The sequence below is a fragment of the Mesorhizobium sp. M1217 genome, assembly GCF_040318275.1.
Taxonomy (GTDB): domain Bacteria; phylum Pseudomonadota; class Alphaproteobacteria; order Rhizobiales; family Rhizobiaceae; genus Mesorhizobium.
Window position 1 is genome coordinate 85,803 of record NZ_JAMYMA010000014.1, and the last position, 25,458, is coordinate 111,260.

Here is a 25,458-nt window from a genome sequence, read left to right on the forward strand (position 1 = left end):
ACCGCCATTCGGCCTCGGCGGCCTTGGAAATGCCGATCCTGCGGCCTGTCAGAACTTGCTGCGTTCGCGCGGTGGGTCTCGACGATGACGCCGCCGACGCCGTGGAAAAGGGCGGGCCGCTGGGCTTACAAGCCGATACGTCTTCCCGTCGGTCTGTCCTGGTGCGGGCAAAGGCCCGACGGCGGTACATTCAACGTTTCTAGATTGACGAGCGCACGCCCGCAAACGCCAAAAAGCCAGGCGCACCTTCGCGGCGGGATCTGGCCCGCCACACAAGCCAACTCCCTAGCGCGCCAGCGGTAGTTTCGACGTTGAAACAAGTTCTTCCTCGTGTGTAATTCCAGCGGTGTAGTTTGCAAGGATACGAGACGCCAGCGCTTCGCGCCGCTGTTCAGATTGACCTTCGAACTTGAGCCGATCGAACACGCGGCCCAGCAACGCGAGTTCGGATGGATTGAAGACGCCTGCCTCTTCAGCTTTTCGGTGGATCGGCATGTGTCCCTCCCACGCCGGATGAGTATGCTGCGCAACTAATCCCATTTGGCTGACGCCCGAGCGGCAATGTCATGGGCGGCTTCTTCGAGACCAGCCGCATTGTTAGTATTGACGCTCGCGCTTTCTCAGAAATCCAACGTGCGCGTGATGCCGAAAGGTGCAGCTACCTTTTTGTGTATCTCGATTGGGAACACGGGACCGCCGCGAAAGTTCGGTGCACGCAGCGAACCCTCCCCTCCAGGTATTGCTGCAGATCGGTATCCCGATCGGCCCGCGCTCCCCGCAAGGGCGCGGGCCTCGGCCTGTGGTGCTCATGCCATCTACTTCGATCCGCAAGATGGAATATGATCTGGATAGAAGGACCCTCTCGGTGTGGTTCGTCGCCAGCGGTAAACGGTACGAGTTTGAGGGGGTACCGCCGGAAACCTTTGCCGCGTTCCGGGCCGCGTTCGCCAAGGGCCGCTATTTCAACGACCACATCCGCAACAATTTCCGCTACCGTCTGGTTGCGAGCGATAGCGACCCGGGATGACCTGACCTGCCGGCGGCTCAATCGTCCTGTCGCTCCAACCGGCGGTTGGTGGACGCGTTGCCGCTGTTGCGCTTAGGGTTGGTTACGGTCCGCGCTCACTTGGCAAGCCCAACCCCCCCGCATCCCCCCGCCTGGTGCAAAGCGTTTGATCGGTCCCGCCGTTCTGGCAGTGCGGCGGGACTTTTTGCGGTCCAGGTGGAACATCGGCGCGCGGGGAAGGCGCGGTGCACGCAGCACCCTTTTCTCATCCAACGTACGTCGCTGGCGCTGAAGGGTCTCAACGTCGGTTTGCCGCCGGAGCTCAACTAGTGGACTATTGCTCGACCGGAAGCGGCTCGTGCTGCGGCTCAGCGTGGTGGAACACCTGTCCAAGATCGCGCGCGTCGAACGTTTGGCCGCAGACTGGGCAGTAGATAAAGTGCTTCGATTCGTCCTCTACCGGCCCGTCATGCGGCCTGCCCTTATAGCCTGTGGCGATGTTGTCGGTTCTAATCCGGGGCATCGACAAGTGCCTTTGGTCGTTTTGGCGGCCGATATTTCTCGCTTGTCACGGTCGACCGTGACTAGTGGCCCGAGGTCGATCGTCACGGTGTCCTCGTCGATGCGCGTGACCTCGCCTTTCAGGTCAATTTGCTGGCCTCGGTTCACCTTGATGTGGTCGATCATGGAATGTGGCAAGTCGTAACCTGGGATAGAGACGCTTACGCGGTCCTCTGTTATCCGCCTTCGAACCGTGGCAGTAATCGCCACTTGGTCACCAATGCCTATTCCCCGAGCCATGCCATGGATTCTGGTGCGGGCAGTGTCTTCTTCAAGAGGCTTCTAATATACGCCAGCCATCCTAAGGCTGAAGCAATATGTCGGATTGGATGTGTCGCAGCGAGAGACCAGCGTTTGCGTCGACGATGATGCTGGAAGGCCTATCTTCCAAGGGAAGGTGAAGTCCGATCCGGGAGCACTGACCGAGTTGCTCCGCAAACGGGCACCTCACGCCGAGCGCATCCGATTCGAGACGGGCCATGTCCAACTGGCTCTGGCATGAGCTCAAGCGGGTCGGATTGCCGGTCGTCTGCATTGATGCTCGGCATGCGAAGGCGGCACTTTCAGTTCGAATGAACAAAAGTGATGAGAACGATGCCCGCGGCCTGGCCGAGCTGGTTCACGTCGGTTGGTATCGGGAAGTGAAGGTCAAAAGCGCGGAGAGTCAGGCCACCAGATCCATGCTCGTCGCACGGTCAAGACTTGTTGAGGTCCGGCGCGATCTCGAAAACCAGACACGGTCCATGCTGAAGGAATACGGGCTGCAGTTCAGTCGATCGATTGGGTCACAGTTCCGGCGAAAGGTTTGGGAGCTGGTTGCTGACGGGCATCCGCTTCGGTCGTTGGTTCAGGCCCTTCTATCTGTCCACGAGCAGGTCTGCTGTGAACAGGAGAAGCTCGATCGGCAAGTCCGGCATCTCGCTCGTGAAGACGACGGCGAAACGGATATCAATGGCCGCGTCTCACGCTGGGGCGATCGACTGTTGCGAACCTATCTCTACGAAGCAGCCAGTGTCCTCCTGCACCGGACGAAGAAATGGTCCACGCTGAAAGCCTGGGGGATGCGTCTGTCGAGGCGGATCGGCTTGAAGAAGGCAAAGGTGGCGGTCGCACGGAAGATCGCGGTTCTGCTTCATTGCATTTGGGTCGACGGCACCAGCTTCGAGTGGGGCAGCGAAAAGATGGCGTAACAGATCCGCACTCGATCCCAATCGCGGGCCCTTTGCGGAACTCGTGATGTCCCCCGCCGGGACGGTGGTTGCGGCGACCTCGGTCAAACGGCTGACAGCAGTTCATCTGCATCTCGTTGGAAACGTTGAGGCGCCCGACCCGAACATCATCATGAGGCACTCGACCTCGGAAAGGACCATGACCCCGGCGCTGGCAGTGCGAGATCCGGATTGACAACCACCCGCAATTAAAGGGCCGTTTGACAGGCGGAGCTCGCCGAATGGCCACAACAGCTAAGATTGACGCGTTTGGCGGCTCGCGTGCAATCGTAAGCACTGTTCACGTTGCAGATGTGGCCGGCAGTTTATTTGCTCTTTTGCGCTTCCGCTGCGAGCAAGGCTTGTCCCGCCAGTTCCGCGTGCAGCGTGCGCGCCATATCGAGGTGCTCGAGCACCTTTGGTAGGTTGTCTGAGGCGAAGTGCTGGAGCTCTGGATCTTCGCCGGAGCCAATCTCCCAAGCCAGAAGCTGCGCTGTTTTCTGGTGGTCGAGGATCTGCGCAGCCAGATAAGCAAGATCGAACGCGACGCCGTCCTGCTTTTCGAGATCAGCGCGGATTTTCTTATGATCAGGGTCGAGCTCTTCGGGAAGCGGAATCTCGCTCTTGTCCGCGACGGATTTCAGCTGTTTATTTGCCTCGTCGTGATCTTCGACCATTCGATTTGCAAATGCGCTCACCCCATCATGGCTTGTCTTTTCGGCCGCGAGCCGACCCAGTTCCACCTCGGCCCTGCCGCCAGCCGTGACCAGCTGGGCGAAAAGCCGATCCTGATAATTCGTCTGGTTCGGCGCTGGAACTCCGGGCTTCTCCATCCTCGTGTCGGGAGCAAGGCCGGCCGGATTGCCGATCTGCGCCAACGCACAACAAGGCGACAGCCCCACGGCGAAGGTGATTGCGGCAGCACGCATGAGTGTCCTCCATTCCGCGCCGAAGGCGGGCCCCCGGCAGCGGCTCTTTCGCTCGTTCAGAGAGTGAGCAGGTAAGCCACGAGTGAATCCTTTTCCGGCTGGTCAAGCTTCGTTCCGAGCACCAAGTTGAAGAACTCAACGGTATCGCCAAGCGTCATTAGGCGGCCGTCATGCAGATAGGGCGGAGAATCCTTGATCCCGCGCAGTGTGAAGGTCTTTATCGGCCCATCCGGTATGGCGACCTGGTCGTTGAAGGTCTCGCCGATCTTGTAGAACCGCTCGAGCTTCAGGTCGTGCATGTTGTTGTCCATGAATGACAACCCTGGAACATGACACTCGGCGCAGCGGCCCTTGCCCATGAACACCTGCTCGCCCTTGAGTTCCTGCGCACTTGCGGTGGCCGGGTCAAGCCGCCCGAACGGGTCGAGCTTCGGCGCCGGCGGAAAATCGATGATATTCTGCATCTGCGCCATCATCGCCACCTGGTTCGTGCGGTCGGGCAGATTCACCCCTTTGCGGGTGGCGCTCACGTGATCGCCGTTGAAGTAGGCGGTGCGCTGCTCGAATTCCGTGAAGTCCTCGACTGAGCGCAGCGAGCGCTTGGAGCCATGAATCTGCTGATTGAACAGGCCGCGTAGGCTGGTTGTGTCGAGCCGAAAGCGCTCGGCTTGTGGCCGGACGTCCGGCGTCAGGTGAAAGGCTGCGTTGGTATGGAAATTCGCATGGCAGTCGAGGCATGCCACACCCATGCTTTGCATCGCGACCTTTCTGTCCTCGGTCTGATTGAATTCCTCCTGCGGGAAGGGCGTCAGCAGCAGACGCAGTCCTTCCATTTGTACGGGTGTGATGATGCCGTTCATATATTCGTAGAAGTTGCGGATGGTCAGCAGATCACCGCGCGACACATCCCCCAGTTCGGGATGCGTGGTGAGGAATATCGGAGGTGGAAATTCCGGCGTAAGATAGTCGGGCAGGTCGAAATCGACGTCGAAGCGCCGCAGATCGCGCCCTTCATCGGCGCCGATCTCTCTGATCTGGTTTTCCGGAAAGACCTGGCCTCCGGTCGCCTGCTTGACGTGCGGCAGCGGCAGGAAGCCGTTCGGCAACAAACCACGGTCGCGGATTTCTTGGGGAGTCTTGGCGGCCAGGCTGTCCCAGGTCTCGCCTGCCGGGAGTTTGACCCTGACGCCCTCCTGCACCACTTTCCGGCCGCCCGACATCGTGACGCCCCGCATCGGCCGGTCCGCCAGGTTGTAACGGCTTTCGAGCAACTTGCGCTGCCGCTCGATCACGGCGGGTTTTTGCGCTTCGTCATTCTCCTTCACCGCAGAAAAGGGCAGGCTTGGCAATAGACGATAGGTCAGATCTGGCGGCAGCGGATCGGAAGCAGCGGTAAGCGTGACCGCGGCGGCGCCAAGCAGCGCCGGCAAGCCAAGGTTGAAGACACGTGACATATCCCCTCCCAAGATTATGAAAGTCTCAATACGAACAGACCGCCCCAACTCCCACGTGCGATGTTTGTTCCCGTGACTCCAACCAAACCGGACCGCGTCGTTGATGAGCTCGGGCGAGCCGCCGTGATAGTAAGACGACTGGAATTGCAGAGCGGTAATCCTCCTTGACCAAGGCCAACGCAACGGCTGGTTCGTGTCGAGCTTCATCACGACGTTTGCAGTCATTTCTGGGATATTGGCCGCGGCGATCCGACCGTCGACATACGCCTGCTGTTCACTCGCCAATTTGGTGCATGTTTCTTGGTTATGATGGCAGTCGGCGCCGTCATGTTCAGCACAACGCAGATCATGCCACAGCTGCAACAAACGGCATTGGCCTACACAGGGGACGCTGTCGGGCCTCTCGATAATGCCGGGCGGCATCGCCATGCTGCGGGTATGTGGGTGGCTACGTTCGCCCTATGGCATATGACGTCGCTCACCCCGACGCCAGCTACTACTTTTTGCCTTTTGGGCGCGTCTTCCTGATGATCGGACTGCGTTCCTGATCATCCCTATTTCGACCGCGGCTTACGTCGGTCTCCCTGCGCAAAGACCAATCAGGCGTCAGCGCTGATCAACGTCGCCCGCAACATCGGCGGCTCGCGCCTCGATTTCGCTGGTGGCGGCGGAGGAACTCGGTATCCCCTATGAGCAGGTCAAGGCGGTGGTCGCCGATACCTCCAGCCTCGGCTACAACGATATGACGGACGGCAGCCGCGGCGCCTTCTCGTCTTCGATGGCGGCGATCTCCGCCGCCCGCAGCGCCATCAAGATCCTGCGGGACCGCGCCACGCAGACATCCCGGTCGACGACCTGGCCTGGGAAAAGGGCCACGCGATCGCCAGGGGCGCGACGCACGGCCTTTCGCCGCTGTCGCTGGAGGACGCCGCGTCGGGGAAGACCGGCGGACCGATCGCCGGCCACAGTGAGCTCGTCGCCCACGGCGCCGGCGTCTCCTTCGCCACCCATATCTGCCATATCGAGGTGGATTCCGAGACCGGCTCGTGGCCTGCGGCTCGGTCGTCCTCGTCATGTTGTCGGTCTATGCCTAACCCGGCCCTGTAGTCCTCGATCACGCCGTGGACCGTCGCCGGATCGTGGATCGAGGCGAGAAATCAGCGTAAGCCTCCGCGCCCATCTCCGCGGGATCACCGCCGTACCATGCGTCTGGATTGGCAAGGATAGCCTGCTCCGGCTTTTCAGGCTGAGCGAAGAAGAACCAATGCCACCAAGCCGATGCGAACCGAGCGTCACATCGCGCCAGCGCATGCCGATCGGAATGGCTTGCCGGCTGACGGATGCCGGATGATCCATTGCTGTCCGAAATGCGGTGTACGCCCCACGGTCCTGACCCGCAAGTCCGAAGAGATCGAAGCCCAGATAGTACATAAGGGCTAAGCAATCGCGGGCATTGGACCTTTTAGACGAGCCCGAATGGTCAGGCATGTCAAAGGGCTTGGCCGAAACCGCGAAGATCAGGCAAATTACGGTGTATTCCTCAGCCAAAATCGGCGCCACGCGATGCCAAGTGGCATGGGTGCGAGGATGACCGTGCAGCATCAGAAGCGGTGGGCCCCTTCCACCAACCCGCACTCTGAGCGTCGCATCCAGAAGTTTGATCTGCTCCAGCGAGAAACCTTCAAACATGCAACTCCCTCCATTCGCAACATTTGCCAAACGTGTAAACGGGAGAGGCAGTTCAATGTCGGCTTCCGCGGGATGTGAACTTGCCACGTATTTCCGAGAAGAGGTCGTGAGCCGAATGGCGGCTTTAACTGGTCCCGCGGCAATAACCGGACGGACAGCAAACGGGCCCCGTGCCGCAGGCAAGATCGGTGAAGACGAAGCGTCCCGGCCCCTCGGCCATCGGACCCCATGCAGCAGGCCGTAGGGCCTCGCGATGGGCCATATAATTGGCTTCCATGACTTTCTGGTTGGCCGCCAGCCCGTTGGCGAACAACTCCTGATTAGATGCCATTTGCCGCCCGGCCTTGGAACGTGACGTTCTCCCGCGCAGTCCCATCCAATTGCCGCCCGCGTAGGTAACGCGGATACTTCACCAGGTCCCGCAATCACATGCGTGCAGCCGCGGTCGCTGTCTGATCTTTGGACTTAAACATGTCAGTAGAAATAACTGTAACCATCTTTCATCTTGCCGCGTATGATCCGATCATCTGCCGGTGCAAGTTTGAGGACATGCAATGAAGAAGGCCGCTGCTCTCCTGGTACTTTCCCTCGTTACCATGCTGCCCGCAATGGCAGCCGCGCAGTCCTACGTGCCGGAGCTTGGGCCGTCGCCGCCGCAGGATGCTGTGCAGCTGTATCCCGGCGGTGTCGAGAAGGCTGTGGCCGCCCTGTCGGACATCGTCAAGAAAGTCAAGGAAGCATCCGACGTTCCCGGCTTCGCCGTGGCGGTGGTGCAGGGCGGCAAAATGATCTTTGACGAAGGCTATGGCCTTCGCGACAACCGGGACGACACTTCTAGGGTCAGCAGCACTACCATTTTCCAGGTCGCCTCGGTGTCGAAATCGATCTCGGCCACGGTGGCCGCCATCGCCATGACGAAGGACCACAGCTTCGACTGGGATACCGCGGTCGGCAAGGTCTGGGACGGCTTCCGCCTCAATCTCGACTATGTCTCGGGCAACGCCACCATCGGCGATTTCTTCGCCCATCGCTCGGGCCTGCCAATGGCGGCTGGCGATGAGCTCGAGGATCTCGGCTTCCAGCGCAAGCAGATCGTCGGCGGCCTGTGGATGGTGCCGCTCGATCCCTTCCGCATCTCCTATCACTACGCCAATTTCGGCACGACGATCGGCGCCGAGGCAGTGGCCCACGCCGAGAAACAGCCTTGGGAGCCGCTGGCCAAGAGCCTGTTGTTCGATCCGCTCGGTATGCGCTCGAGCAGCTATCGGCACGAGGACTTCATGGCCGCCGGCAAGAACCGCGCCCTGCTGCATGCGCGCGTGGCGGAGAATGTGTTCGAGCCGCTCTATGACCGCGATCCCGACCAGCAGGCGCCGGCGGGCGGCGTCTCCTCCAGCGTGCAGGATCTTGCCAAGTGGATGATCCTGCTGCTTGGCGACGGCACCTATAACGGCCAGCCCATGATCGACCCGAAGATCCTGCAGCCCGCCATCACACCGCAGAGCGTGACCTACCGCGGCGAGACGCCCGATACGCGGGCCAGCTCCTATGGCTATGGCTTCAATGTGGGGGTGAACGCCAATGGGCGCACCACCATGGGCCATTCCGGCGGCTTCCTGCTCGGCGCCGGCACCACCTTCCAGATCTTGCCCTCGGCCGACGTCGGCATCGTCGTGCTCACCAACGGCTCCCCCGTCGGCGCCGCCGAGGCGGTCGCCGCCAGCTTCATGGACATCGTGCAATATGGCCAGATCACCCGCGACTGGTATCCCTACATGAAGCCGCGGTTCATGGGCTACTACAAGCCGGTGGGCGACCTCGCCGGCAAGGTCAAGCCGACGAACCCCGCCAAGGCGCGCAGTCCATCCTTCTACGAGGGCCAATATACGAGCAACTATTTCGACACCGCCACCGTGCGGGCCGATGGCGACAAGCTGATGCTCGAACTCGGCCCCAAGCCCATGCAGTTCACGCTCGAGCACTGGGACGGCGACACCTACGCCCTCACGCCCCGCGGAGAGAACGCGCCGACCGGCTCGCTGTCATCGGTGAAGTTCGTCGGTTCCCCCGGCGGCATTCGCGCGCGGGTGATGACGGTGGACTATCTGAATGAGAACGAGTTGGGGCATTTTCAGAGGTAGGGGGTGAAGGCGTCGAGTGCTTCATACACCCCATGCCGTCGGTCGACCTCACGCTTCAAAGCCTCGTGGGCGCTCGCCAGACAGAGCCGCAGTGTCTTAAAAAGCGCCTCGTCTCGTTGGGATCAAAACCACCCTGGGTGGTGGCCACCGACCGGCGGTGGCCCTGACCTTGGCCATCAGCCGGTCTCCGCCATGAGCTTTGTTCTGCGCTACATGCGGCGTCACCCTCATCGAGCGCAGCTCATTGACGAAGTCTTCCGCGTCGTAGGCCTTGTCGGCGCCGAGCGTGATCGCCTGTGGCCGCTCCGCTCGAGGTTCGATCATGTGCAGTGCGGCCACCCGCTCAGCATGTCCGTCGGCCAGTGTCAGGCAGGCGTCGACCAGCAGGCCGTGGCGGTTCTCCATCAAGCCATGTCCCATGAAGCACAGCTTGGCCTCCTTGCCTTTGCCCTTGCGATAGAGCCGGGCATCCGGATCGGTGGTCGAGGCATGTGTGTCGTTCGAGCGCTTGTGGCCATGGAAGTCCGCTTCCGCGTTTCGCCCGCCCCCTTCAGCCGGCGGCTCGCCCGAGCCGTCCTTCGGCTTGACGCTCTTCATCGACGCCCAGGCCTCGATCAGCGTCCCGTCGACCGAGAAGTGATCCGTTGACAGAAGCCTCTTGACCTTGGGCTGCGTCAGCACCGCGCTCAGGAACTTTGCGGCGATGTCGCCCTCCAGCAGCCGGTCGCGGTTCTTGGAGAACACCGAATGGTCCCAGGCCGCGTCATCGACGCCGATGCCGACGAACCAGCGGAACAGAAGGTCGTATTCCAGCCGTTCCATCAAAAGCCGCTCCGAGCGGATTGAGTAGAACGCCTGTAGCAGCATCGCTCGCAGCAGCTTTTCCGGCGGGATCGAAGGCCGCCCCATCGGCGAATACAGCGCCGCCAAGTCCCGCTCCAACGCCGCCAGCGCCTCGTTCACAATCGCCCGAATGCGCCGCAACGGATGATCGCGCCGCACCCGAGCCTCGAGATCAACATAACTGAACAGTTCGCCAGACCGTTCGTCTCCACCGCGCATGCCTCGTTCTCCGAATCTCTCCGGAGACACTGAATCACGCTCACGTCCTCGCTGCGAGCCACTTTTTCAACAGCCTGCTAGGGATGACAGCAGATATCGTCGCAGCCTATGTCCAGAGCAACGCAACGCCCGTGGCGGATCTGCCGAATTTGATCGCCAGTGTTAATTCTGCGTTGTCTGGCCTCGATGAGCCGGTCGCTGCACCATCGCCAATACTTACGCCCGCGGCAAATCCTAAGAAGTCGATCTTTCCCGAATACATTATAAGCCTTGAGAACGGGCGCAAGTTCAAGTCGATGAAGCGCCACCTGGGCTTGCTTGGCATGACACCTGATGAGTACAGAGCCAAGTGGGGTTTGGCGCGGGACTATCCTATGGTAGCGCCAAGCTATGCGGCTCAGCGGTCTGCGCTGGCCAAAGCTGCCGGTCTCGGCCGCAGGGCGGTTGCCAAAACGCCGCCAAAGAAAGCACCAGCAAAGCGCAAGGCCAAAGCCTGACAGTGCACGAATTCGGGCCATGCCATCAGGTCTAGATGGTCCAGGTGGCGTGGCTGGGAATGAGCTGCCTGGCTTCGCAGTTCAGTAAGCGCCGCTCACGCCACAACACAAGCTTCAGCACTGCTTGCGTCTTCACGTCCTCGTATCCTGGCGGGGGCAGGAGAGGTCGATCAATGTGCGATCGACAAGTCGAGCTGATACATCGTCGCCCTCGACAGATAATCAAATCATGTCGATAAAATCGCACTACATCGATACATCAAGCTCTGCTCGATGCCACAAAGCAACAAAGCCGCTGAATCCAGCAGCGCTCCGTGCTTCAAGGGCATGGCCATACGGGTGCTGGGTAAGCCTAAATTTCTTCCCCGAGCAATATCCTGGCCTCCTTGGCAGCAGCGATGAACGCCTGGCGTGCTATCCTTGGTGGTTTTTCTCCACGGATTACGGCAAGGCATGCTTCGATTGCGGCGCGCCGCGACTTGCCCTCCGGCCTCGGCCAATCCTTCAGCAGAACTTCGGCCGCGTCGGATACCGACGCAACAACTCTGTCGCGATCGATCCGGCCGGGTTGAATGATGACGGGCTTTCTGAAACGTTTCGTACGCACGACAGCCTCCAAGAACAAGATATGTTAGCTTCTGCTGATCCTTTGCGCCACATCAAACGTCCGCAAGTAACAGAAGGCATCCGCTTAGCCCAGAAGCTGCCGCCGCGATGGACGCTGGCCAGTGCTTCAGCACGTCGGGCCGGCCCCGAGTTTCGAAGAGCGCATCGCCAAGAGCGGCGTTACCCAATAAATGATTCACAAAATACCCAGTGAAGGGCAGTGAAGGGGAGTTCTCCGAACGCCGCGAAATGGAATCTCGGGGCTGAATTTACTCCATATCCGGCACGTCACCGCAGGTGAATAGCACGGTCGGCGGGCCATAGTCGCCAATAGCCGGGTCGGCGTCGCGGCTCCATGCGATTACGCCAACGTGCTTCCCTGCGAGCGCCTGACCGGTGCGGATTGCGCGTTCCTCGCTTTGCTGATCGGCGGGACCAAAGGCGGGAAACAGTTCGCCGTCCTCGCCACGATCGAACGCCACTACGACGATTAGCTTGGGCTTCTTTTGACCGGGCAGAATATGATCAGACATGGCAGGAACCTGTCACATGACCGAGGATTGAGTCGTGTTCGAGACTCGGGAGGTGCGCATGCAAGACCACCGTTTTGAGGAGCCCGTGCAGGTCGCGGAACACTATCTACACTTGGAGCGGGTTGCCCAAGCCGCCGATATCCTCTGAACAGATGGCCGACGGCGACCAGCATCAGGTCCAGATGCAAACGTGGCGCAGCAACCGCCCAGGATTCAGACAACAGGACGTTCGTTTAGAAAACAAAACATCCGATTTGATATCCGACGATTTGATGTGCTATGAGTCCACAGCAGAAGGAACTTGCGCATGGCACGCTCGACCGCTCAAAGCGCTTTGCGCTATCCACTCACCATTATGCTCGGCACCGAAGCAAGCGTAAGATTGCTCCGGGAATTGTCGCGCCACGGCGGCTTGCTTTCTTCTCCATTGCTTGCGACTCGTAGCGGGCTTGCAAGGGCAAGCGTGTGGTCTGCTCTCGCAACCTTGGAAGGGATTGGCATCGTATCTTCGGAGGGAACGGGCAGGGCTCGTCTTTACCGGTTGAATGATCGCCATCCGCTGGCGACATCACTGGAAGCTCTCTTCGAGCAGGAGGCGCTTCGGTATTCCAATATTCGCGCCGTAATCACTGAGGCGGTCTCCGCAGTTCGGCCGAAAGTACTCGCGGCCTGGATTTACGGCAGCGTAGCGAGGGGCGAGGACCGTCCAGACAGCGATCTCGACATCGCAGTGGTTACGCCATCCGAAAAGCTAGATAGCGCGCTCCAAGAAATCCGTGAGGCACTGGTGACCCAAGGTCAAAAGCTTGGCTTCAATCCCTCGGTCGTGGGACTCACTCCGGAGGATGTGGCAAGGCTGTCGAGCACGCGAGACCCGTGGTGGGGCGGGGTCGAAGCCAATGCCCTGCTCGTCTTGGGTTCACGCCCGGACGAACTCGCAACAAAAACTCGCCGGCAGGCGTTGGCATGACCAGAAGAGGTGCGACGAAAGCAGTCGAGACAGGCTTTGGCGAGGGGCGATTGCGCATCGCCCGCTCATATTTGAAGGCTGCCCGTTTAGAGGTGGCAATGTCCGGAACGGGTGACATCGGAAATCCGGCTATGTCGCAGATCGTGAATGCGGCAATAGCATACGCCGATGCGCTCACTGCCCGATTTGCAGGAAAGATCAACCGCGCGGATCATGCGGCCGTGGTGAAAACCATGCGACGCGCTTGGAAATCGCCTTCCTGCAGCGCAGGCCAGCAGGTTGCGGAGCATCCTCGATGAGAAGGACGAAACTCAATACGGAATCAGGGCAAAATCATTACCCGAAGCGGAGAGCTTGCTCGACAAGTTGGAAAAGTTCGCGGAGTGGGCGGAAAAAGAACTGGAAGTCTGATCAGCAATGGAGGCGGCATGTCGCTTACGGCGACCTGAATGTTACTTCAGCAGTTTGATCAGCACTGTGAAAGCCGCGTCGATGTCAGCGCGAACCGCGGCGCGGACCGCTTCCGCGTTACGGTCTCGCAGCGCTGCAAACATCTGCTGATGGTGCTGGTTGGCGGTCGAATAGTTTCCGGAATCGTGCAGCATGTTGAAATAGGGACTGATCTGCAGCCACAGGTTCTCGATGATGTTGAGCATGTTTTCCGAGCCCGCGGCTCGATAGATGGAGAAATGAAAGGCGTAGTTAGCCCTGAGGTAGGATCCGGAGTGGAACAGCGGGTTTTGACGAAGGTTTGGGCACCAGCAAAAAACGTAGGTGAAGCATGGCTGCTCATCAGGAAAGCAAGGACCGCACTGAGCGTACGGCACGGGACGCAAAAACGGCCAGACTACGGGAACAGCGGCTGAAGACTGGGACTGCTATGCAAGAGCGGAATGATGAGGGCGCAAAACGACCGTCAACACAGCGACGCCGCAATCGGTGACGCCTATCTTGTTGGCAGTTAGGGCCTCGTTAGCTTCCGGGCCTGCTCCGGGGACAAGGCCGAATGGGTCAAGCCCGACCTTGTCGGTCGGGTGAAATTTTGCCGCTCAATTTCCTCGATGAGACCTGACTGCCTTCAGCAGTTCCCGCTCGTCAGTGTAAGCATTTCGAAAAGTCGCCACTACCGTTTCCGCCAGGATTTTGCCCTGTTGGCTTAAAGGGTCGAGGTCTTCGTCTGCGCAAATCTGATCGAAAACGCGCTGGCAAATAGCCAAATCATGAGGACTAAGGCAGGTGCGATTGGTACGCTGGCGCTGCGGCATGTGCGAACCCTCAGGCCCGCTGCCCGTGCAGAGCAGCGGGCCTTTACAGCCAGACTGGAGAACGGAGGAGAGTTCTCGCGCAAAAAACGTTTGATGTAGAGTGCTTGTTCCCGGCTAACGAAGTTGGTAATTTTCGTACAGTGCGCCACCTGGGGCCGATTGCCTTTCCGCAAGCAGTTAGCCGTTCAACTGTTTCAATGATAGCCCTGGCAAGCGCCTCACCCTCATGCATGGGCTCTTGGCCATAAGAGCAGGAAGACAGCCTCCTCGATCGGCAGCACGCCGGCCGGGCAGGTCTCCTCGATGCCACGCGCACCAGAGCAAGGGCGGCCAGGCCTTGCGGACTTGTCTTCGGCATCGATGGTTTGATCTGCGTTCGCTAATCCGCCTCATCTCTGAGCGACATCTTTTTGCGGCGGACAGGCGTCCAGTCGATGATCGTATCAGCATCGACGGTGATTAGCCCGCCAGCTTTCACGGTCACCTTTCGATTTTCCTCGTCGACCCGCGTGACCTCGCCAGTGAGCTGGAGCTCGTCACCTGGTTTGGACTTTTTAGGAGCAGGGATCGAATGCGGAAAACCATAGGAGGGGATGCTGACGCTAGCTCTTCCGTCGTCCAGGAGCTTCAGCACCGTCACGGTGATCGCCACCTCATCGCCGATATTGATGTCCGCAATTTCCCAAGCCATGCCCCTGATTCTGGAGCGGCTTTGACGGTAGTCAAGGGATTGCTAATATGCGGAAGATGCCAACACCGCCAGCGTGCACCTTGTTTCGGAACTGAGTCGAACCAGCGATTTTGATTCAAATCGTAGTGTCTGGAGTGCGGGCGCATGCTTCCGTCACAACGCATTTCGGGTAGGCTTGCAACCAAGGTCGCTTCTGGCGTGAACCGCCGTGCGGCAGTTGAACTGTTCGAGTTGAAAACGGCCGGAGCCCGATTGCTCAGCCGATCAGCAACACGGTTGTCGCGCAGGATCACCGAAGCAGAGAAACGCTGGCCCTCTGTCTTTGCTTTGCGGAGAGCCTGCTTCGCGACGCACAAACTTTTCTGATGCAGTGCGGTTTTGGCCTTCGCACCTGCACAGAACTATGCAAAACCGTCACCGCTGGAACTTGGCCCAAGGGAATGTGCCGATGAGTGTGGCGGTCGAAACAAAGGCGCTGACGCCGCCGGACATTGCGGCCCGAAAGCACAAGATGCCGATTGTCTGCTTAACAGCGTATACAACGCCGGTTGCGCGCCTCGCCGATAGGCATTGCGACGTGGTCCTGGTCGGCGACAGCGTCGGCATGGTGCTTCATGGCCTGACGTCAACCCTCGGAGTTACGCTGGAGATGATGATCATGCACGGCAAGGCCGTGCGCCGCGGTCTTGAACGGGCGCTGATGGTCGTCGACATGCCGTTCGGCTCCTATGAGGAGGGCTGCGAACAGGCCTTTCGCAACGCCGCCCGGCTGATGGCGGAGACCGGATGCGCCGCGGTCAAGCTGGAGGGCGGCGAGAGCATGGCTGACACGATCCGCTTTCTCATTGCCCGCGGCATCCCCGTCATGAGCCATGTCGGGCTGACACCGCAAGCGATCAATGTGCTTGGCGGCTACAAGGTCCAGGGCAGGGGCCGAGACGGCGACAGGATTTTGCGGGACGCTGTTGCTGTTGCCGAATCCGGCTCATTCTCCGTTGTGCTGGAAAAGGTGGCCGAGCCGCTCGCACGAAGAATAACCGAGGAGGTTACGATTCCAACCATCGGGATCGGCGCCTCCGCCGCCTGCGACGGCCAGGTTCTGGTCGTCGACGATATTCTGGGCATGTTCACCGGTTTTCGTCCGAAATTCGTCAAGCGCTATGCCGAACTGGGCTCAGAGGCCGAAGCGGCCATTGCGGCTTATGCGGCTGATGTGCGGGGAGGGCGCTTTCCGGCGGCCGAACATCTCTTCGCCGACGCGCCGCAGGCCGGAGAAACCGCGTGAGCGTGCCGATCGTCCGCACCATTGCCGGGCTTCGTACCGTTGTGGCGGGATGGCGCCGTTCTGGTGCCAATATCGCCGTGGTGCCTACGATGGGAGCCTTGCATGAAGGGCATTTGAGTCTCGTGCGTTCTGCGCTTCAAAAGGCCGATCGCGTGATCGTGACGCTGTTCGTCAATCCCAAGCAGTTCAACAGTGCGGCGGATCTTGCCGCCTATCCCCGCACGGAAGACGAAGACGCTGCAAAGCTCACGCGGCTGGGCGCCCACCTGCTTTATGTTCCGGATGCGACTGAGATGTATCCTGACGGCTTCGCCACGACCGTGTCCGTGTCCGGCGTCAGTGAAAGCCTTTGCGGTGCGTTCCGGCCCGGCCATTTCGATGGGGTGGCGACCGTCGTTGCAAAACTCTTCCTGCAGACCGGCGCTGATTTCGCCTTTTTCGGAGAGAAGGACTTCCAGCAGCTTCAACTTATCAGGCGCATGGTCCGGGACCTGGATATTCCGATCACCGTCGTCCCCTGTCCGACAGTCCGGGAAGCCGATGGTCTCGCTTTGTCATCGCGCAATGTCCGGCTCTCGCCGGCAGAGCGCGCCGTCGCCCCAAGGCTAGCATCGGTCCTACTCGATACGGCGGCGGGGCTCTCGAACGGCTCTCCCGTCCTGCCAACGCTTGCCGACGCGCGCGCAGCGATCCTGTCCGCGGGCTATCGCGAGGTCGAGTACCTGGAACTCCGTGGCGAGGCAGATCTGCAACCGATAGCAAGCCTGGATCGGCCGGCACGCCTGTTTGCAGCGGCCTGGCTCGGCGAAACGCGGCTCATTGATAACGTCAGAACACTGCCGTCTCCCGTTCTTGTTGACAAGCCGCTCGGGCATGCCTTCACCCGTGCCGACGGTCACACCGCAACGCCAGCATTCAAGGATGAGCTTGTAGGCTCTGGCAAGCGCTACCCCTGACCAACTCGGCCCTGTGAGCGCTGGATCGTCCCCTCTGGATGAATCACCGCAGCAAGGCGCCGGAAATGCCCGCTGATGCTCGGCGGTTCGGTTCGTGGTGAGCATCACCGTCCCGCCATGTCGGGCTTGGCGACCTGCGACTATTTCAGCAGTTTGATCAGGACAGTGAAAGCCGCGTCGATGTCAGCGCGAACCGCAGCCCGGACCGCCTCCGCGTTGCGGTCTCGCAGCGCTGCAAACATCTCCTGATGGTGCTGGTTGGCGGTCGAATAGTTTCCGGAATCGTGCAGCATGTTGAAATAGGGGCTGATCTGCAGCCACAGGTTCTCGATGATGCTGAGCATGTTTTCCGAGCCCGCGGCCCGGTAGATGGAAAAGTGAAAGGCGTAATTGGCCCTGAGATAGGATTTGACGTCGCCAGCGGCATTGGCCTGCTCGAGTGCCTCCAGATGCTGGCCCAGCAGCATCACGCCGTGATCGTCAATGCGTTCTGCGGCCCATGCGGCGGCGATCGCCTCGATTTCGAACCTGACGTTCCTAAGATCGATAAGCCGCGCACGACTTAATGCCGGGATACCGATCGAACGGCCCGAAACCACCATCAAGGCGTTGGCCGCGCTCAGACGCCTCAGAGCCTCGCGAACCGGCATCGGGCTGACGCCGAAAGCGTCTGCGAGGCTCTGCACCGTCACCATTTCACCTGGAACGATGCTGCCGTCGAGGATCAACTCGGTAACGTGCCGGTAAACCCTGTCCTGCAGGGTTTCCCTGGACAGCGGCGTGATCTCGACGCCCGGCTTCCTGAATGCCGCCCCAGCCATTTCTGTCAACCTTCCCCCATTCGGGCGACGCTCTTGTCATACCCGGCGCCTGTGTCCGGAATGCAAGGTTCGGATTGCCGCGTCAAGCGCCCGCGTTTCCGACTTTTCCCTCTTAGCCATTTCATCATTGATCTTTGATCAAATCATGATACGGTCAGCCGCATCGAATGACAAGGAGTACGTTTCGTACCCTTGGGAGGCATTCGGTCGTCTGAACTGGGAGGAGTTTCGAATGGGTATCGGATCGAAAGCCCGGCGGCTTGCGCTGCTTGCCGGCATGGCTGTTTGCGTTTGTGGTACGTCCGCCGCCGAAGCGGCCGGAAAGCACAAGATATTTCTCAGCATGAGCTTCATCGGCAATGATTGGCAGGCCGAGGCCGCCAACATGCTCAAGGCGATGGCGTCGCACAAGAGCATGGCCGACAAGGTCGACCTCCAGGTTCAGGTGGCGGGGCCGAACGCACAGCGCCAGATCCAGCAGATCAACGCGATGGTGCAGGCAGGCGCCGAAGCCATCGTGATTTTCCCGATCTCGCCGACAGCGCTCAACCAGGTGGTGAAGAACGCCTGCGACAAGGGGGTAAAGGTGTTTGCCTATGATGCCGAGATCACCGAGCCCTGCGCCTACAACGTCCATATCGACCAGGAAGAGGCTGGCCGGGTGACGGCGGAGTGGCTGGTCAAGAAACTTAATGGCAAGGGCAACATCATCGCGGTGACCGGCGTTCCCGGCACGTCGGTCGATGATCTGCGCACCAAGGCCGCGAAGGAGGTGTTTGCCAAGCATCCCGACATCAAGATCGTCGGCGAAGCTGTCGGCATGTGGAGCCAGGCGGTGGCCCGTACCGAACTGTCCAAGATATTGGCGACGCGCAGCTGGGATGACATAAATGGGCTGTGGATGCAGGTAGGCTGCTTCACTGCCAATTCCATGCAGCTCGAGGCCGGCAAGAAGGTCAGCGAACTCCTGCCTTGCGCCGGCGAGGGCTCCAATGGCGGGCGCATCCAGATGCTGCCGGAGGGCACGGAGGTCGAGGGCGCAACCTCTCCCTATGCGCCGCTCGGCGCGCCGCGCATTTCCTACGCCTCGCCGCCTTATTCCGGGGCGCTCGCTCTCAAGCTTGCCGTCGAGGCGCTTGAAGGCAAGCACGTTGCCAAGAAGACGATCCTGCCGCTGCCGGTCGTCACCAACGAGACGATAAAGCTTTGCGACGAGGGCACCTGGGCGGAGATGAAGGCTGGTTGCAATGCGTTCAAACCGTCGCTGGTCTCGAACCCAGGCTGGTTCGCCTCGATCTTCTCCGATCAGACACCTGAGATCGGTCTCGCGGCCGCCCTTGTAGGCCAGCCCGAGGAGTAGGCCTTCCGAAGTGGGGCGTGGGGTGCTTTCGAGGCGCTCCACGCAGCTTTCATGCGGGCTGGGACTGAGATCATGATGTCAGCGCATTCGACAGCTGTCGGCATAGAGGGCGTCCGCAAGGCGTTTGGCGCAACAGTTGCCCTCGATGGCGTTTCCTTCGAGATCGCTTCCGGCAGCGTGCATGCCCTGCTTGGCGAGAACGGTGCGGGCAAGTCGACCCTCGTCAAGCTGCTGTCGGGGCTGGTACGGCCCGACGAAGGGCAAATCACCGTTCTTGGCGAACCCGCACCCCTCGGTTCGCCGCGCGCCGCACACGCCAAGGGCGTGCAGACGGCCTTCCAGGAAATGACGCTGGTACGCGATCTCAGCGTTCTCGACAATATGTTGCTGCCTTACGCGCCCGCCGGCCCGATCGGCCTGATCAGGCGCTCGGCGGCACGCAAGGCAGTCCGCAAGCACATTTCCGATCTGGGGTTTTCGGTCGATCTCGATGCCGAGGTGGCGACGCTCGATCTTGCCGTGCGCCAGAAGATCGAAATCGCGCGCGCGCTCTATCGCAAGCCGCGCATCCTCCTGCTCGACGAACCGACCTCGACGCTGTCGGGCGGCGATGTCGAGTGGCTGGGCGCCATCATCGCGCAATTGAAAGCGGCCGGTACCACGGTCGTGTTCATCACCCATCGCATGCGCGAGGTGCGGGCTTTCTGCGACACGCTGACCATTCTCAGGAACGGCCACCACATCGTGACCGCGCCGGTTGCCGATGTTTCGGATGGTGAGGTGATCGAAAAGATCATCGGCCGCAGCATCGCCCAGACCTTCCCGCCGAAACCTCAAAGTGAGGCCGCCTTCGGTCCGCCGGTGCTCGGTGTGCGCGATCTCAAGACGGGGAGGAAGCTCGACGGCGTCGATTTCGACCTGCGCAAGGGCGAGATCCTCGGCATTGCCGGGCTGCAGGGCATGGGTCAGCTCGACCTGTTCCTCGCCTGTTTCGGCATGGCCGAGATCGAGCGCGGCCATATCCTGGTCGACGGCCGCAAAGTATGGCTCGGCTCGCCCGCCGATGCGCTCAAGCCCAATATGGCAATCGGGCTGGTGCCGGAGGACCGCAAGACGGAGGGCCTGTTCCTGAAGCTCTCGGGCCGGCAGAATGCATCGCTGCCGGTCGTCGCGCGCTTCACCCGGTTTGGCCTGATTGGAACAGACGAGGAGTCAAAGGCCGTACAGTCCGCCTTCTCGACCGTGGAGGTCGACCGCAGTGCATTATGGACGAGGGCAGGGGCGTTCTCTGGCGGCAACCAGCAGAAGATAGCCATTGCCAAATGGCTGGTCGCCGAAAGCCGGATCCTGCTGCTTTTCGATCCGACCCGCGGCATCGACGTCGGCACCAAGCACGAGCTCTATGTGATGATGCGCGACTATGTGGCGGCCGGCGGCTCGATCCTCCTGCATTCAACCGAAATTCCCGAGCTGGTCCATCAATGCGACCGGGTGCTCGTTCTCTATGACGGCCATCTCGTGGCGGAGCTTGCCGGCGACGAGATCACCGAAGGCGCGATCATGCGGCCGGCGCTTGGCCACCGGGACATGGTCCGGGAGGCGGCGGAATGAGTGTGACGAGCTTGGCCGCCGCGGCACCGGCCGCGACATTGTCGCGGCTCCTAGCGCGGCATCGCGGCGCCATCATCGCGGCGATCGTCTTTGCGGCGCTCCTGCTGATCGTCGATCTGGTCAGTGCCGGGCGGCTCACTTATTTCGACATTTCGTTCCTATCGAGCGGCGGCGCCACTTCCGCACTGGCGGCGATCGGCCAGACCCTTGTCATCCTGTCCGGCGGTTTCGACCTGTCCGCGGGCGCGGTGATCTCGCTGGTCAATGTCGTTCTGGCAAAAGGCATGGATCCGATGGCAACCGGCACGAGTGTCGCGCTGTGGACCTTGGCCGGAATTGGTGTCGGCATGCTGGTCGGCGCCTTCAACGGCTTCTTCATCGCCGTCCTGCGCATGCAGCCAATCGTCGTCACACTGTCGACCATGTTCATCCTGCAGGGGGTAACGCTGCTGGTCATGGACAAGCCGGGCGGTTTCGTCTCGCCCGATCTTGGCGCCTTCTATCTCGGTGATGCCATTGCCGGCTGGATACCGATGCCGCTGGTGGTCATCGGCGTCGTCCTGCTCGGCTGGTTCTGGCTCAAAGGAACACGCTTCGGGACGGCGCTTTATGCGGTCGGCAGCGACCCGGATGCCGCCGCCGCGGTCGGTGTGCGCGTCGTTCTCGTACGCTTCCTGGTCTATGTCATTGCCGGCGGCTGCTATGGGCTTGCCGGCGTTTTCATCAGCGCCCAGACCGGCAGCGGCGATCCGCTGGTCGGCAACCCGTTGTTGCTGTCGATGTTCGCGGCAGTCGTCGTCGGCGGCACAAGGCTGGGCGGCGGTCAAGGCGGGCCAGTCGGCACCGTCTTCGGCGCCTACATCCTGATGATGGTCGTCAACATCCTGCTCGTGCTCAACGTCTCGGCCTATTATTCGACGATCGCCGAGGGCACAATCCTGATCCTTGCCGTGCTTGCCGGCTCGCTGTCGCATGGCTCCGTGCTTGCCCGCCAACTGCGTGCGCTGCGGGCTCGGCTGGCCGCCTGGCGCGCCGGAATGCTGCCCTCGCAGATCGATCGCACCGACCGGCGACTGAGAATCGCGCGAGGCAGCGCCGGCGAGCAGCAGGCGCGGCGGCCTGCCTTCCATGTCCGTAACGCCGAGACGCTGCGCTATGCGCTGCCGGCCTATGTCTGTCTTGCCATCGTCGTCATTGTCACCCAGATCTGGCTCGGACGCGCCATCGTCAATTTCAACTACTGGAACTCGCTGTTCGTGCTGTCGAGCTTCCTTGCCATCCTGGCGCTTGGGCAGGGCAGCGTAATCCTCACCGGTGGGCTCGACCTGTCGCTGCCGTGGACGATCGGCCTCTCGGGCATCCTGCTTGCTGGCATGGTCAACGGATCGGATGCTGCACTTGCCTATGCGCTGCCGGCGGTGCTGCTCATCGCTTGCCTGATCGGTCTCGCCAACGGCATCGGCATCGTCTTCCTCGGCATTTCGCCAATTGTAATGACGCTGGCCACCAACGGCATTCTGCAAGGTTTCGCTTTGCTCTACTCGCAAGGCACGCCGGCCGGCTTCTCCTCGCCGATGCTGCGCTGGTTCATGACCGGCAAAATATTCGCCATCACGCCGGTGGTGCTGTTCATGATCGCCTTCGTCGTATTTGCCGTACTGCTGCTCGGCCGCACCGCTTTCGGCCGCCGCGTCTATGGCATCGGCAACAGCCTGCGCGCAGCCCAGCTCTCCGGCATCGCGGTCGGTCGCACGCTCATCCTCGTCTATGTGCTGTCGGCGGTCTGCGCGGCGATCGTCGGCATCATGCTGACCGGCTTTTCCGGCCAGGCCAGCCTCGGCATGGGCGACGATTATCTACTGCCCTCCATCGCCGTCGTCGTGGTCGGCGGTGCGCTGATTACCGGCGGGCGTGGCCACTATCTCGGCATGCTGGGTGGGGTGCTGCTCCTGACCGCGTTGCAGATGCTGCTCGCCGGCACGACGCTGCCTTATGCGACGCGGGCGATTCTGTTTGGGCTGGTGGTGCTCGGTGCCGTCATGGCGCTGCGCGAAAGGCGGATTCAGTGAAAGGGATGGAACAATGAGCTCAAGCTCACCGGCATCGGCGGACGAATTCCTGACCGGGCTCAAAGGCCAGCGCGTGCTGGTCACGGCGGGCGCTGGCGGCATTGGCTTTGCCATTGCAGAGACGCTATCGCGGCTCGGCGCACGCGTCGCGATCTGCGATATTTCGGACGAGGCGCTGGCCGCTGCTCCAGAGAGAATTACGCTCGCCGCCGTAGTCAAGGCCGACGTTTCGCGCGACGGCGATGTCGACCGACTGTTCGAGATCGTCAAGGAGAAGCTCGGCGGGCTCGACGCCCTGATCAACAATGCCGGCATTGCCGGGCCAACCGGCGGCGTCGACGAGATCGATCCGGCAGACTGGCGGCGTTGCATAGATATCTGCCTGACCGGCCAGTTCCTGTGCGCGCGGCGTGCCGTGCCGCTGATCAAGGCGGCGGGCGGCGGCTCGATCGTCTCGATGTCTTCGGCCGCCGGCCGCCATGGCTACGCGTTCCGCACCCCCTATTCGGCTGCCAAGTTCGGCGTTGTCGGCCTGACCCAGAGTCTTGCCAAGGAACTCGGACCGCATGGGATCAGGGTCAACGCCATCTTGCCCGGCATCATCGAAGGGCCGCGAATCGACAAGGTCATTGCCGACCGGGCAAAGCAGCTCGGCGTGTCAAACGAGGAGATGACACAACGCTATCTGCAGAACATCTCGCTGCGCCGGATGACCAGCCCATACGATGTCGCGGCGATGGTGGCCTTCCTGCTTTCCGATGCGGGCGTCAACATTTCCGGCCAATCGCTTGGCGTCGACGGCAATGTCGAGACACTCTGAGGGGCAATCATGGCGAAGGTAGCAATTGTCGGAAGCGGTTTCATCGGGCGAGCGTGGGCGATCAGCTTCGCTCGCGCGGGGCATGATGTGCGGATGTGGGACCAGGCGCCGGCCGCGACCAGCGATGCGCGCGACTATATCGCCGGCGTGCTCGGCGACCTCGCCGCCAACGATCTGCTGCGGGGACAGGCGGTCGATGCCGTGCTTGGCCGCATCACCATTGTGGCGGAGCTTGGCGAGGCCCTGGCCGATGCCGTCCACGTCCAGGAGAACACACCCGAAAACCTGGAGGTGAAGCGTGACGTGTTCTCCCGGATCGACGCCCTTGCCGGTCCGCAGGCGGTGATCGCCAGTTCCACCTCGGCGCTGTTGCCGTCGAAATTCACCGATCATCTGCAGGCGCGGCATCGCTGCCTCGTCGTACATCCAATCAATCCGCCCTATCTCATCCCGGCAGCGGAAGTCGTGCCGGCGCCATGGACCTCCGCCGAAACGGTGGAAAGAACCCGCGCCTTTCTTGTCGAAGCGGGCCACGCGCCGCTGGTGATGAAGCGCGAACTCGACGGCTTCATCATGAACCGCTTGCAGGGCGCGCTGTTGGAGGAGGCGTTCCGGCTCGTCGCCGACGGCTACGCCAGCGTTGAAGACGTTGACACGGGCCTGCGCGAGGGGCTGGCGCTGCGCTGGTCGTTCATGGGTCCGTTCGAAACGATCGACCTCAACGCGCCTGGTGGTGTGCGCGACTATGTAGAGCGCTACCAGACGATCTATTCCAACATCTTCCCGCAGATGCTGCGTCGGGTCGACTGGGCCGGCGAGGTCATGGAGACGGTCGAGGCCGAGCGCCGCAAGCGCCTGCCGCGGGAAGAACTCGGCGAACGGCAGGTCTGGCGCGACCGTCGGCTGATGGCGCTAGCGGCGCACAAGAAAAAATCGGATCAGGAGTTTGGACGATGATGGAAACAAGCCGCAAGCCCGGCGCCCCGCAGGCCAAGGGCAAGATCATCATCACCTGTGCGGTGACGGGGGCAATCCATACGCCGACCATGTCGCCTTATCTGCCGATCACGCCAGACCAGATCGCCTCGGAGGCGATTGCGGCGGCCGAGGCTGGTGCGGCAATCCTGCATCTGCATGCCCGCGACCCTGAGACCGGCAAGCCCGACCAGACGCCGGAGGCGTTCGCGCGTTTCCTGCCGCGCGTCAAGCAAGGCACCAATGCCGCCATCAACATCACCACCGGCGGCAGTCCTTACATGAAGGTGGAGGAGCGTGTGCGGCCCGCCGCCCAGTTCAAGCCGGAAGTCGCCTCGCTCAACATGGGGTCGATCAATTTCGGGCTCTATCACCTCGTAGACAAATACGAAACGTTCAAGTTCGACTGGGAAAGGCCGCACCTGGAAGCGACGCGTGACCTGGTCTTCCGCAACTCGTTCAGGGATATCGAGTACATACTGGAGACCTGTTACGACAACGGCACGCGCTTCGAGTTCGAGTGCTACGACATTGCCCATCTCTATAACCTCTCGCATTTCGCCGATCGCGGGCTGGTGAAACCGCCGTTCTTCGTACAGTCCGTGTTCGGCCTGCTCGGCGGCATCGGTACGCACCCGGAAGACGTCGCCCATATGAAGCGCACCGCCGATCGCCTGTTCGGCGATCAATACCGCTGGTCGGTGCTGGGTGCCGGCGCCAGCCAGCTGCGCATTGCCGCGCAATCGGCAGCGCTTGGCGGCAATATTCGCGTTGGGCTCGAAGACAGTCTGTGGGCCGGCAAGGGCAAGCTTGCCAAATCGAACGCCGAGCAGGTGGTGCTTGCCCGTAAGATTATCGAAGGCCTCGGCATGGAAGTGGCGACGCCCGACGAGGCTCGCGAAATCCTGTCATTGAAGGGCGGCGACCAGGTCGCGTTCTGACCGGTTTC

The 25,458-nt window shown here is 61.1% G+C and carries 24 protein-coding genes and 3 pseudogenes; 17 read left to right on the top strand and 10 right to left on the bottom strand.

What is annotated here, in order from left to right; all coding sequences use genetic code 11:
- Positions 1-285 precede the first annotated feature (285 nt).
- Positions 286-495, bottom strand: a complete 210-nt coding sequence (locus tag NKH37_RS22875) for a hypothetical protein (RefSeq protein ID WP_023722566.1) — start codon at positions 493-495, stop codon at positions 286-288.
- 313 nt (positions 496-808) lie between these two features.
- On the opposite strand from NKH37_RS22875, the gene NKH37_RS22880 reads away from it, so the two are divergent.
- Positions 809-1,027 carry a KTSC domain-containing protein gene (locus NKH37_RS22880; RefSeq protein ID WP_023722567.1) on the top strand — a complete coding sequence of 73 codons (219 nt, stop codon included), beginning with the start codon at positions 809-811 and terminating at the stop codon, positions 1,025-1,027.
- Between the two features lie 313 nt (positions 1,028-1,340).
- On the opposite strand, the gene NKH37_RS22885 is transcribed toward NKH37_RS22880, so the two are convergent.
- Positions 1,341-1,529 carry a hypothetical protein gene (locus NKH37_RS22885; protein WP_023718729.1) on the bottom strand — a complete coding sequence of 63 codons (189 nt, stop codon included), beginning with the start codon at positions 1,527-1,529 and terminating at the stop codon, positions 1,341-1,343.
- 517 nt (positions 1,530-2,046) lie between these two features.
- Between NKH37_RS22885 and NKH37_RS22890 the strand changes: the two genes are divergently transcribed.
- Complete coding sequence (locus tag NKH37_RS22890) at positions 2,047-2,757, top strand: IS110 family transposase (RefSeq protein WP_502905998.1); 711 nt, start codon at positions 2,047-2,049, stop codon at positions 2,755-2,757.
- Positions 2,758-3,101: 344 nt separating this feature from the next.
- Here the strand turns inward: NKH37_RS22890 and NKH37_RS22895 are convergent, their stop codons facing one another.
- Together NKH37_RS22895 and NKH37_RS22900 are read right to left on the bottom strand one after the other, a co-directional pair.
- Positions 3,102-3,704, bottom strand: coding sequence for a DUF4142 domain-containing protein (locus tag NKH37_RS22895; protein WP_352885128.1), 603 nt, complete (start codon positions 3,702-3,704; stop codon positions 3,102-3,104).
- 56 nt (positions 3,705-3,760) lie between these two features.
- The gene (locus tag NKH37_RS22900; RefSeq protein WP_353041504.1) at positions 3,761-5,158 is read right to left on the bottom strand and encodes a cytochrome B6; all 1,398 of its coding nucleotides are present in this window, start codon (positions 5,156-5,158) and stop codon (positions 3,761-3,763) included.
- A 228-nt stretch (positions 5,159-5,386) separates the two neighbouring features.
- Between NKH37_RS22900 and NKH37_RS34070 the strand changes: the two are divergent.
- Positions 5,387-5,803: pseudogene (locus NKH37_RS34070) on the top strand (DHA2 family efflux MFS transporter permease subunit); the annotation flags it as partial.
- Positions 5,799-6,205, top strand: a pseudogene (locus NKH37_RS22905) (molybdopterin cofactor-binding domain-containing protein); the annotation flags it as partial. The pseudogenes NKH37_RS34070 and NKH37_RS22905, both read left to right, overlap by 5 nt.
- Positions 6,206-6,229: 24 nt before the next feature.
- On the opposite strand, the gene NKH37_RS22910 reads toward NKH37_RS22905, so the two are convergent.
- Positions 6,230-6,847, bottom strand: coding sequence for an alpha/beta fold hydrolase (locus NKH37_RS22910; protein ID WP_352958801.1), 618 nt, complete (start codon positions 6,845-6,847; stop codon positions 6,230-6,232).
- A 554-nt stretch (positions 6,848-7,401) separates the two neighbouring features.
- Here NKH37_RS22910 and NKH37_RS22915 point away from each other — a divergent pair.
- Positions 7,402-8,988, top strand: coding sequence for a serine hydrolase (locus NKH37_RS22915; RefSeq protein ID WP_353041396.1), 1,587 nt, complete (start codon positions 7,402-7,404; stop codon positions 8,986-8,988).
- Positions 8,989-9,189: 201 nt separating this feature from the next.
- Here NKH37_RS22915 and NKH37_RS22920 read toward each other — a convergent pair.
- Positions 9,190-10,050: pseudogene (locus NKH37_RS22920) on the bottom strand (IS5 family transposase); the annotation flags it as partial.
- 83 nt (positions 10,051-10,133) lie between these two features.
- Between NKH37_RS22920 and NKH37_RS22925 the strand changes: the two are divergent.
- Both NKH37_RS22925 and NKH37_RS34075 read left to right on the top strand, forming a co-directional pair.
- Positions 10,134-10,547 (top strand): Ros/MucR family transcriptional regulator, encoded by a 414-nt coding sequence (locus NKH37_RS22925; RefSeq protein ID WP_023722284.1) that lies wholly within the window; start codon positions 10,134-10,136, stop codon positions 10,545-10,547.
- 229 nt (positions 10,548-10,776) lie between these two features.
- Positions 10,777-11,367 carry a hypothetical protein gene (locus tag NKH37_RS34075; RefSeq protein WP_502895956.1) on the top strand — a complete coding sequence of 197 codons (591 nt, stop codon included), beginning with the start codon at positions 10,777-10,779 and terminating at the stop codon, positions 11,365-11,367.
- 55 nt (positions 11,368-11,422) lie between these two features.
- On the opposite strand, the gene NKH37_RS22935 is transcribed toward NKH37_RS34075, so the two are convergent.
- Positions 11,423-11,686, bottom strand: coding sequence for a hypothetical protein (locus NKH37_RS22935; RefSeq protein WP_023722282.1), 264 nt, complete (start codon positions 11,684-11,686; stop codon positions 11,423-11,425).
- A gap of 307 nt (positions 11,687-11,993) precedes the next feature.
- On the opposite strand from NKH37_RS22935, the gene NKH37_RS22940 reads away from it, so the two are divergent.
- Positions 11,994-12,656, top strand: coding sequence for a nucleotidyltransferase domain-containing protein (locus NKH37_RS22940; RefSeq protein ID WP_352484673.1), 663 nt, complete (start codon positions 11,994-11,996; stop codon positions 12,654-12,656).
- A complete protein-coding gene (locus NKH37_RS22945; RefSeq protein WP_352484671.1) occupies positions 12,653-12,955 on the top strand; it encodes a hypothetical protein in 303 nt (100 codons plus the stop codon). The genes NKH37_RS22940 and NKH37_RS22945 overlap by 4 nt, the downstream gene beginning before the upstream one ends.
- Before the next feature lie 153 nt (positions 12,956-13,108).
- On the opposite strand, the gene NKH37_RS22950 is transcribed toward NKH37_RS22945, so the two are convergent.
- A complete protein-coding gene (locus NKH37_RS22950; RefSeq protein WP_352593159.1) occupies positions 13,109-13,483 on the bottom strand; it encodes an FCD domain-containing protein in 375 nt (124 codons plus the stop codon).
- Between the two features lie 817 nt (positions 13,484-14,300).
- A complete protein-coding gene (locus NKH37_RS22955) occupies positions 14,301-14,612 on the bottom strand; it encodes a hypothetical protein (RefSeq protein WP_023722276.1) in 312 nt (103 codons plus the stop codon).
- 448 nt (positions 14,613-15,060) lie between these two features.
- Here NKH37_RS22955 and panB point away from each other — a divergent pair, with 448 nt between their 5' ends.
- Together panB and panC are read left to right on the top strand one after the other, a co-directional pair.
- Positions 15,061-15,897, top strand: a complete 837-nt coding sequence (panB, locus tag NKH37_RS22960; RefSeq protein ID WP_023722275.1) for a 3-methyl-2-oxobutanoate hydroxymethyltransferase — start codon at positions 15,061-15,063, stop codon at positions 15,895-15,897.
- Positions 15,894-16,853 carry a pantoate--beta-alanine ligase gene (gene panC / locus NKH37_RS22965; RefSeq protein ID WP_352549442.1) on the top strand — a complete coding sequence of 320 codons (960 nt, stop codon included), beginning with the start codon at positions 15,894-15,896 and terminating at the stop codon, positions 16,851-16,853. Before panB ends, panC begins: the two co-directional genes overlap by 4 nt.
- Before the next feature lie 140 nt (positions 16,854-16,993).
- On the opposite strand, the gene NKH37_RS22970 is transcribed toward panC, so the two are convergent.
- Positions 16,994-17,674, bottom strand: a complete 681-nt coding sequence (locus NKH37_RS22970; protein WP_023722273.1) for a GntR family transcriptional regulator — start codon at positions 17,672-17,674, stop codon at positions 16,994-16,996.
- Positions 17,675-17,906: 232 nt separating this feature from the next.
- On the opposite strand from NKH37_RS22970, the gene NKH37_RS22975 reads away from it, so the two are divergent.
- The 6 genes from NKH37_RS22975 (at position 17,907) to kce (ending at position 25,450) form a co-directional block, all read left to right on the top strand.
- Complete coding sequence (locus NKH37_RS22975; protein WP_023722272.1) at positions 17,907-19,034, top strand: sugar ABC transporter substrate-binding protein; 1,128 nt, start codon at positions 17,907-17,909, stop codon at positions 19,032-19,034.
- A gap of 72 nt (positions 19,035-19,106) precedes the next feature.
- Positions 19,107-20,645 carry a sugar ABC transporter ATP-binding protein gene (locus tag NKH37_RS22980; protein ID WP_023722271.1) on the top strand — a complete coding sequence of 513 codons (1,539 nt, stop codon included), beginning with the start codon at positions 19,107-19,109 and terminating at the stop codon, positions 20,643-20,645.
- Positions 20,642-22,714: an ABC transporter permease subunit gene (locus NKH37_RS22985; RefSeq protein ID WP_353041398.1), complete on the top strand. Its 2,073-nt coding sequence runs from the start codon at positions 20,642-20,644 to the stop codon at positions 22,712-22,714. Before NKH37_RS22980 ends, NKH37_RS22985 begins: the two co-directional genes overlap by 4 nt.
- Before the next feature lie 13 nt (positions 22,715-22,727).
- The gene (locus NKH37_RS22990) at positions 22,728-23,534 is read left to right on the top strand and encodes an SDR family oxidoreductase (RefSeq protein WP_023722268.1); all 807 of its coding nucleotides are present in this window, start codon (positions 22,728-22,730) and stop codon (positions 23,532-23,534) included.
- Between the two features lie 9 nt (positions 23,535-23,543).
- On the top strand, positions 23,544-24,491 hold the full coding sequence (locus NKH37_RS22995; RefSeq protein ID WP_352813373.1) for a 3-hydroxyacyl-CoA dehydrogenase: 948 nt from the start codon (positions 23,544-23,546) through the stop codon (positions 24,489-24,491).
- The gene (gene kce, locus NKH37_RS23000) at positions 24,488-25,450 is read left to right on the top strand and encodes a 3,5-dioxohexanoate:acetyl-CoA acetone transferase (RefSeq protein ID WP_352791784.1); all 963 of its coding nucleotides are present in this window, start codon (positions 24,488-24,490) and stop codon (positions 25,448-25,450) included. The genes NKH37_RS22995 and kce overlap by 4 nt, the downstream gene beginning before the upstream one ends.
- Positions 25,451-25,458: the final 8 nt, after the last annotated feature.

Coding starts and splice junctions, on each gene's coding strand:
- NKH37_RS22875 (WP_023722566.1), bottom strand. CDS start 495: ATGCCGATCCACCGAAAAGCTGAAGAGGCAGGCGTCTTCAATCCATCC.
- NKH37_RS22880 (WP_023722567.1), top strand. CDS start 809: ATGCCATCTACTTCGATCCGCAAGATGGAATATGATCTGGATAGAAGG.
- NKH37_RS22885 (WP_023718729.1), bottom strand. CDS start 1,529: ATGCCCCGGATTAGAACCGACAACATCGCCACAGGCTATAAGGGCAGG.
- NKH37_RS22890 (WP_502905998.1), top strand. CDS start 2,047: ATGTCCAACTGGCTCTGGCATGAGCTCAAGCGGGTCGGATTGCCGGTC.
- NKH37_RS22895 (WP_352885128.1), bottom strand. CDS start 3,704: ATGCGTGCTGCCGCAATCACCTTCGCCGTGGGGCTGTCGCCTTGTTGT.
- NKH37_RS22900 (WP_353041504.1), bottom strand. CDS start 5,158: ATGTCACGTGTCTTCAACCTTGGCTTGCCGGCGCTGCTTGGCGCCGCC.
- NKH37_RS22910 (WP_352958801.1), bottom strand. CDS start 6,847: ATGTTTGAAGGTTTCTCGCTGGAGCAGATCAAACTTCTGGATGCGACG.
- NKH37_RS22915 (WP_353041396.1), top strand. CDS start 7,402: ATGAAGAAGGCCGCTGCTCTCCTGGTACTTTCCCTCGTTACCATGCTG.
- NKH37_RS22925 (WP_023722284.1), top strand. CDS start 10,134: ATGACAGCAGATATCGTCGCAGCCTATGTCCAGAGCAACGCAACGCCC.
- NKH37_RS34075 (WP_502895956.1), top strand. CDS start 10,777: ATGTCGATAAAATCGCACTACATCGATACATCAAGCTCTGCTCGATGC.
- NKH37_RS22935 (WP_023722282.1), bottom strand. CDS start 11,686: ATGTCTGATCATATTCTGCCCGGTCAAAAGAAGCCCAAGCTAATCGTC.
- NKH37_RS22940 (WP_352484673.1), top strand. CDS start 11,994: ATGGCACGCTCGACCGCTCAAAGCGCTTTGCGCTATCCACTCACCATT.
- NKH37_RS22945 (WP_352484671.1), top strand. CDS start 12,653: ATGACCAGAAGAGGTGCGACGAAAGCAGTCGAGACAGGCTTTGGCGAG.
- NKH37_RS22955 (WP_023722276.1), bottom strand. CDS start 14,612: ATGGCTTGGGAAATTGCGGACATCAATATCGGCGATGAGGTGGCGATC.
- panB (WP_023722275.1), top strand. CDS start 15,061: ATGAGTGTGGCGGTCGAAACAAAGGCGCTGACGCCGCCGGACATTGCG.
- NKH37_RS22970 (WP_023722273.1), bottom strand. CDS start 17,674: ATGGCTGGGGCGGCATTCAGGAAGCCGGGCGTCGAGATCACGCCGCTG.
- NKH37_RS22975 (WP_023722272.1), top strand. CDS start 17,907: ATGGGTATCGGATCGAAAGCCCGGCGGCTTGCGCTGCTTGCCGGCATG.
- NKH37_RS22980 (WP_023722271.1), top strand. CDS start 19,107: ATGATGTCAGCGCATTCGACAGCTGTCGGCATAGAGGGCGTCCGCAAG.
- NKH37_RS22985 (WP_353041398.1), top strand. CDS start 20,642: ATGAGTGTGACGAGCTTGGCCGCCGCGGCACCGGCCGCGACATTGTCG.
- NKH37_RS22990 (WP_023722268.1), top strand. CDS start 22,728: ATGAGCTCAAGCTCACCGGCATCGGCGGACGAATTCCTGACCGGGCTC.
- NKH37_RS22995 (WP_352813373.1), top strand. CDS start 23,544: ATGGCGAAGGTAGCAATTGTCGGAAGCGGTTTCATCGGGCGAGCGTGG.
- kce (WP_352791784.1), top strand. CDS start 24,488: ATGATGGAAACAAGCCGCAAGCCCGGCGCCCCGCAGGCCAAGGGCAAG.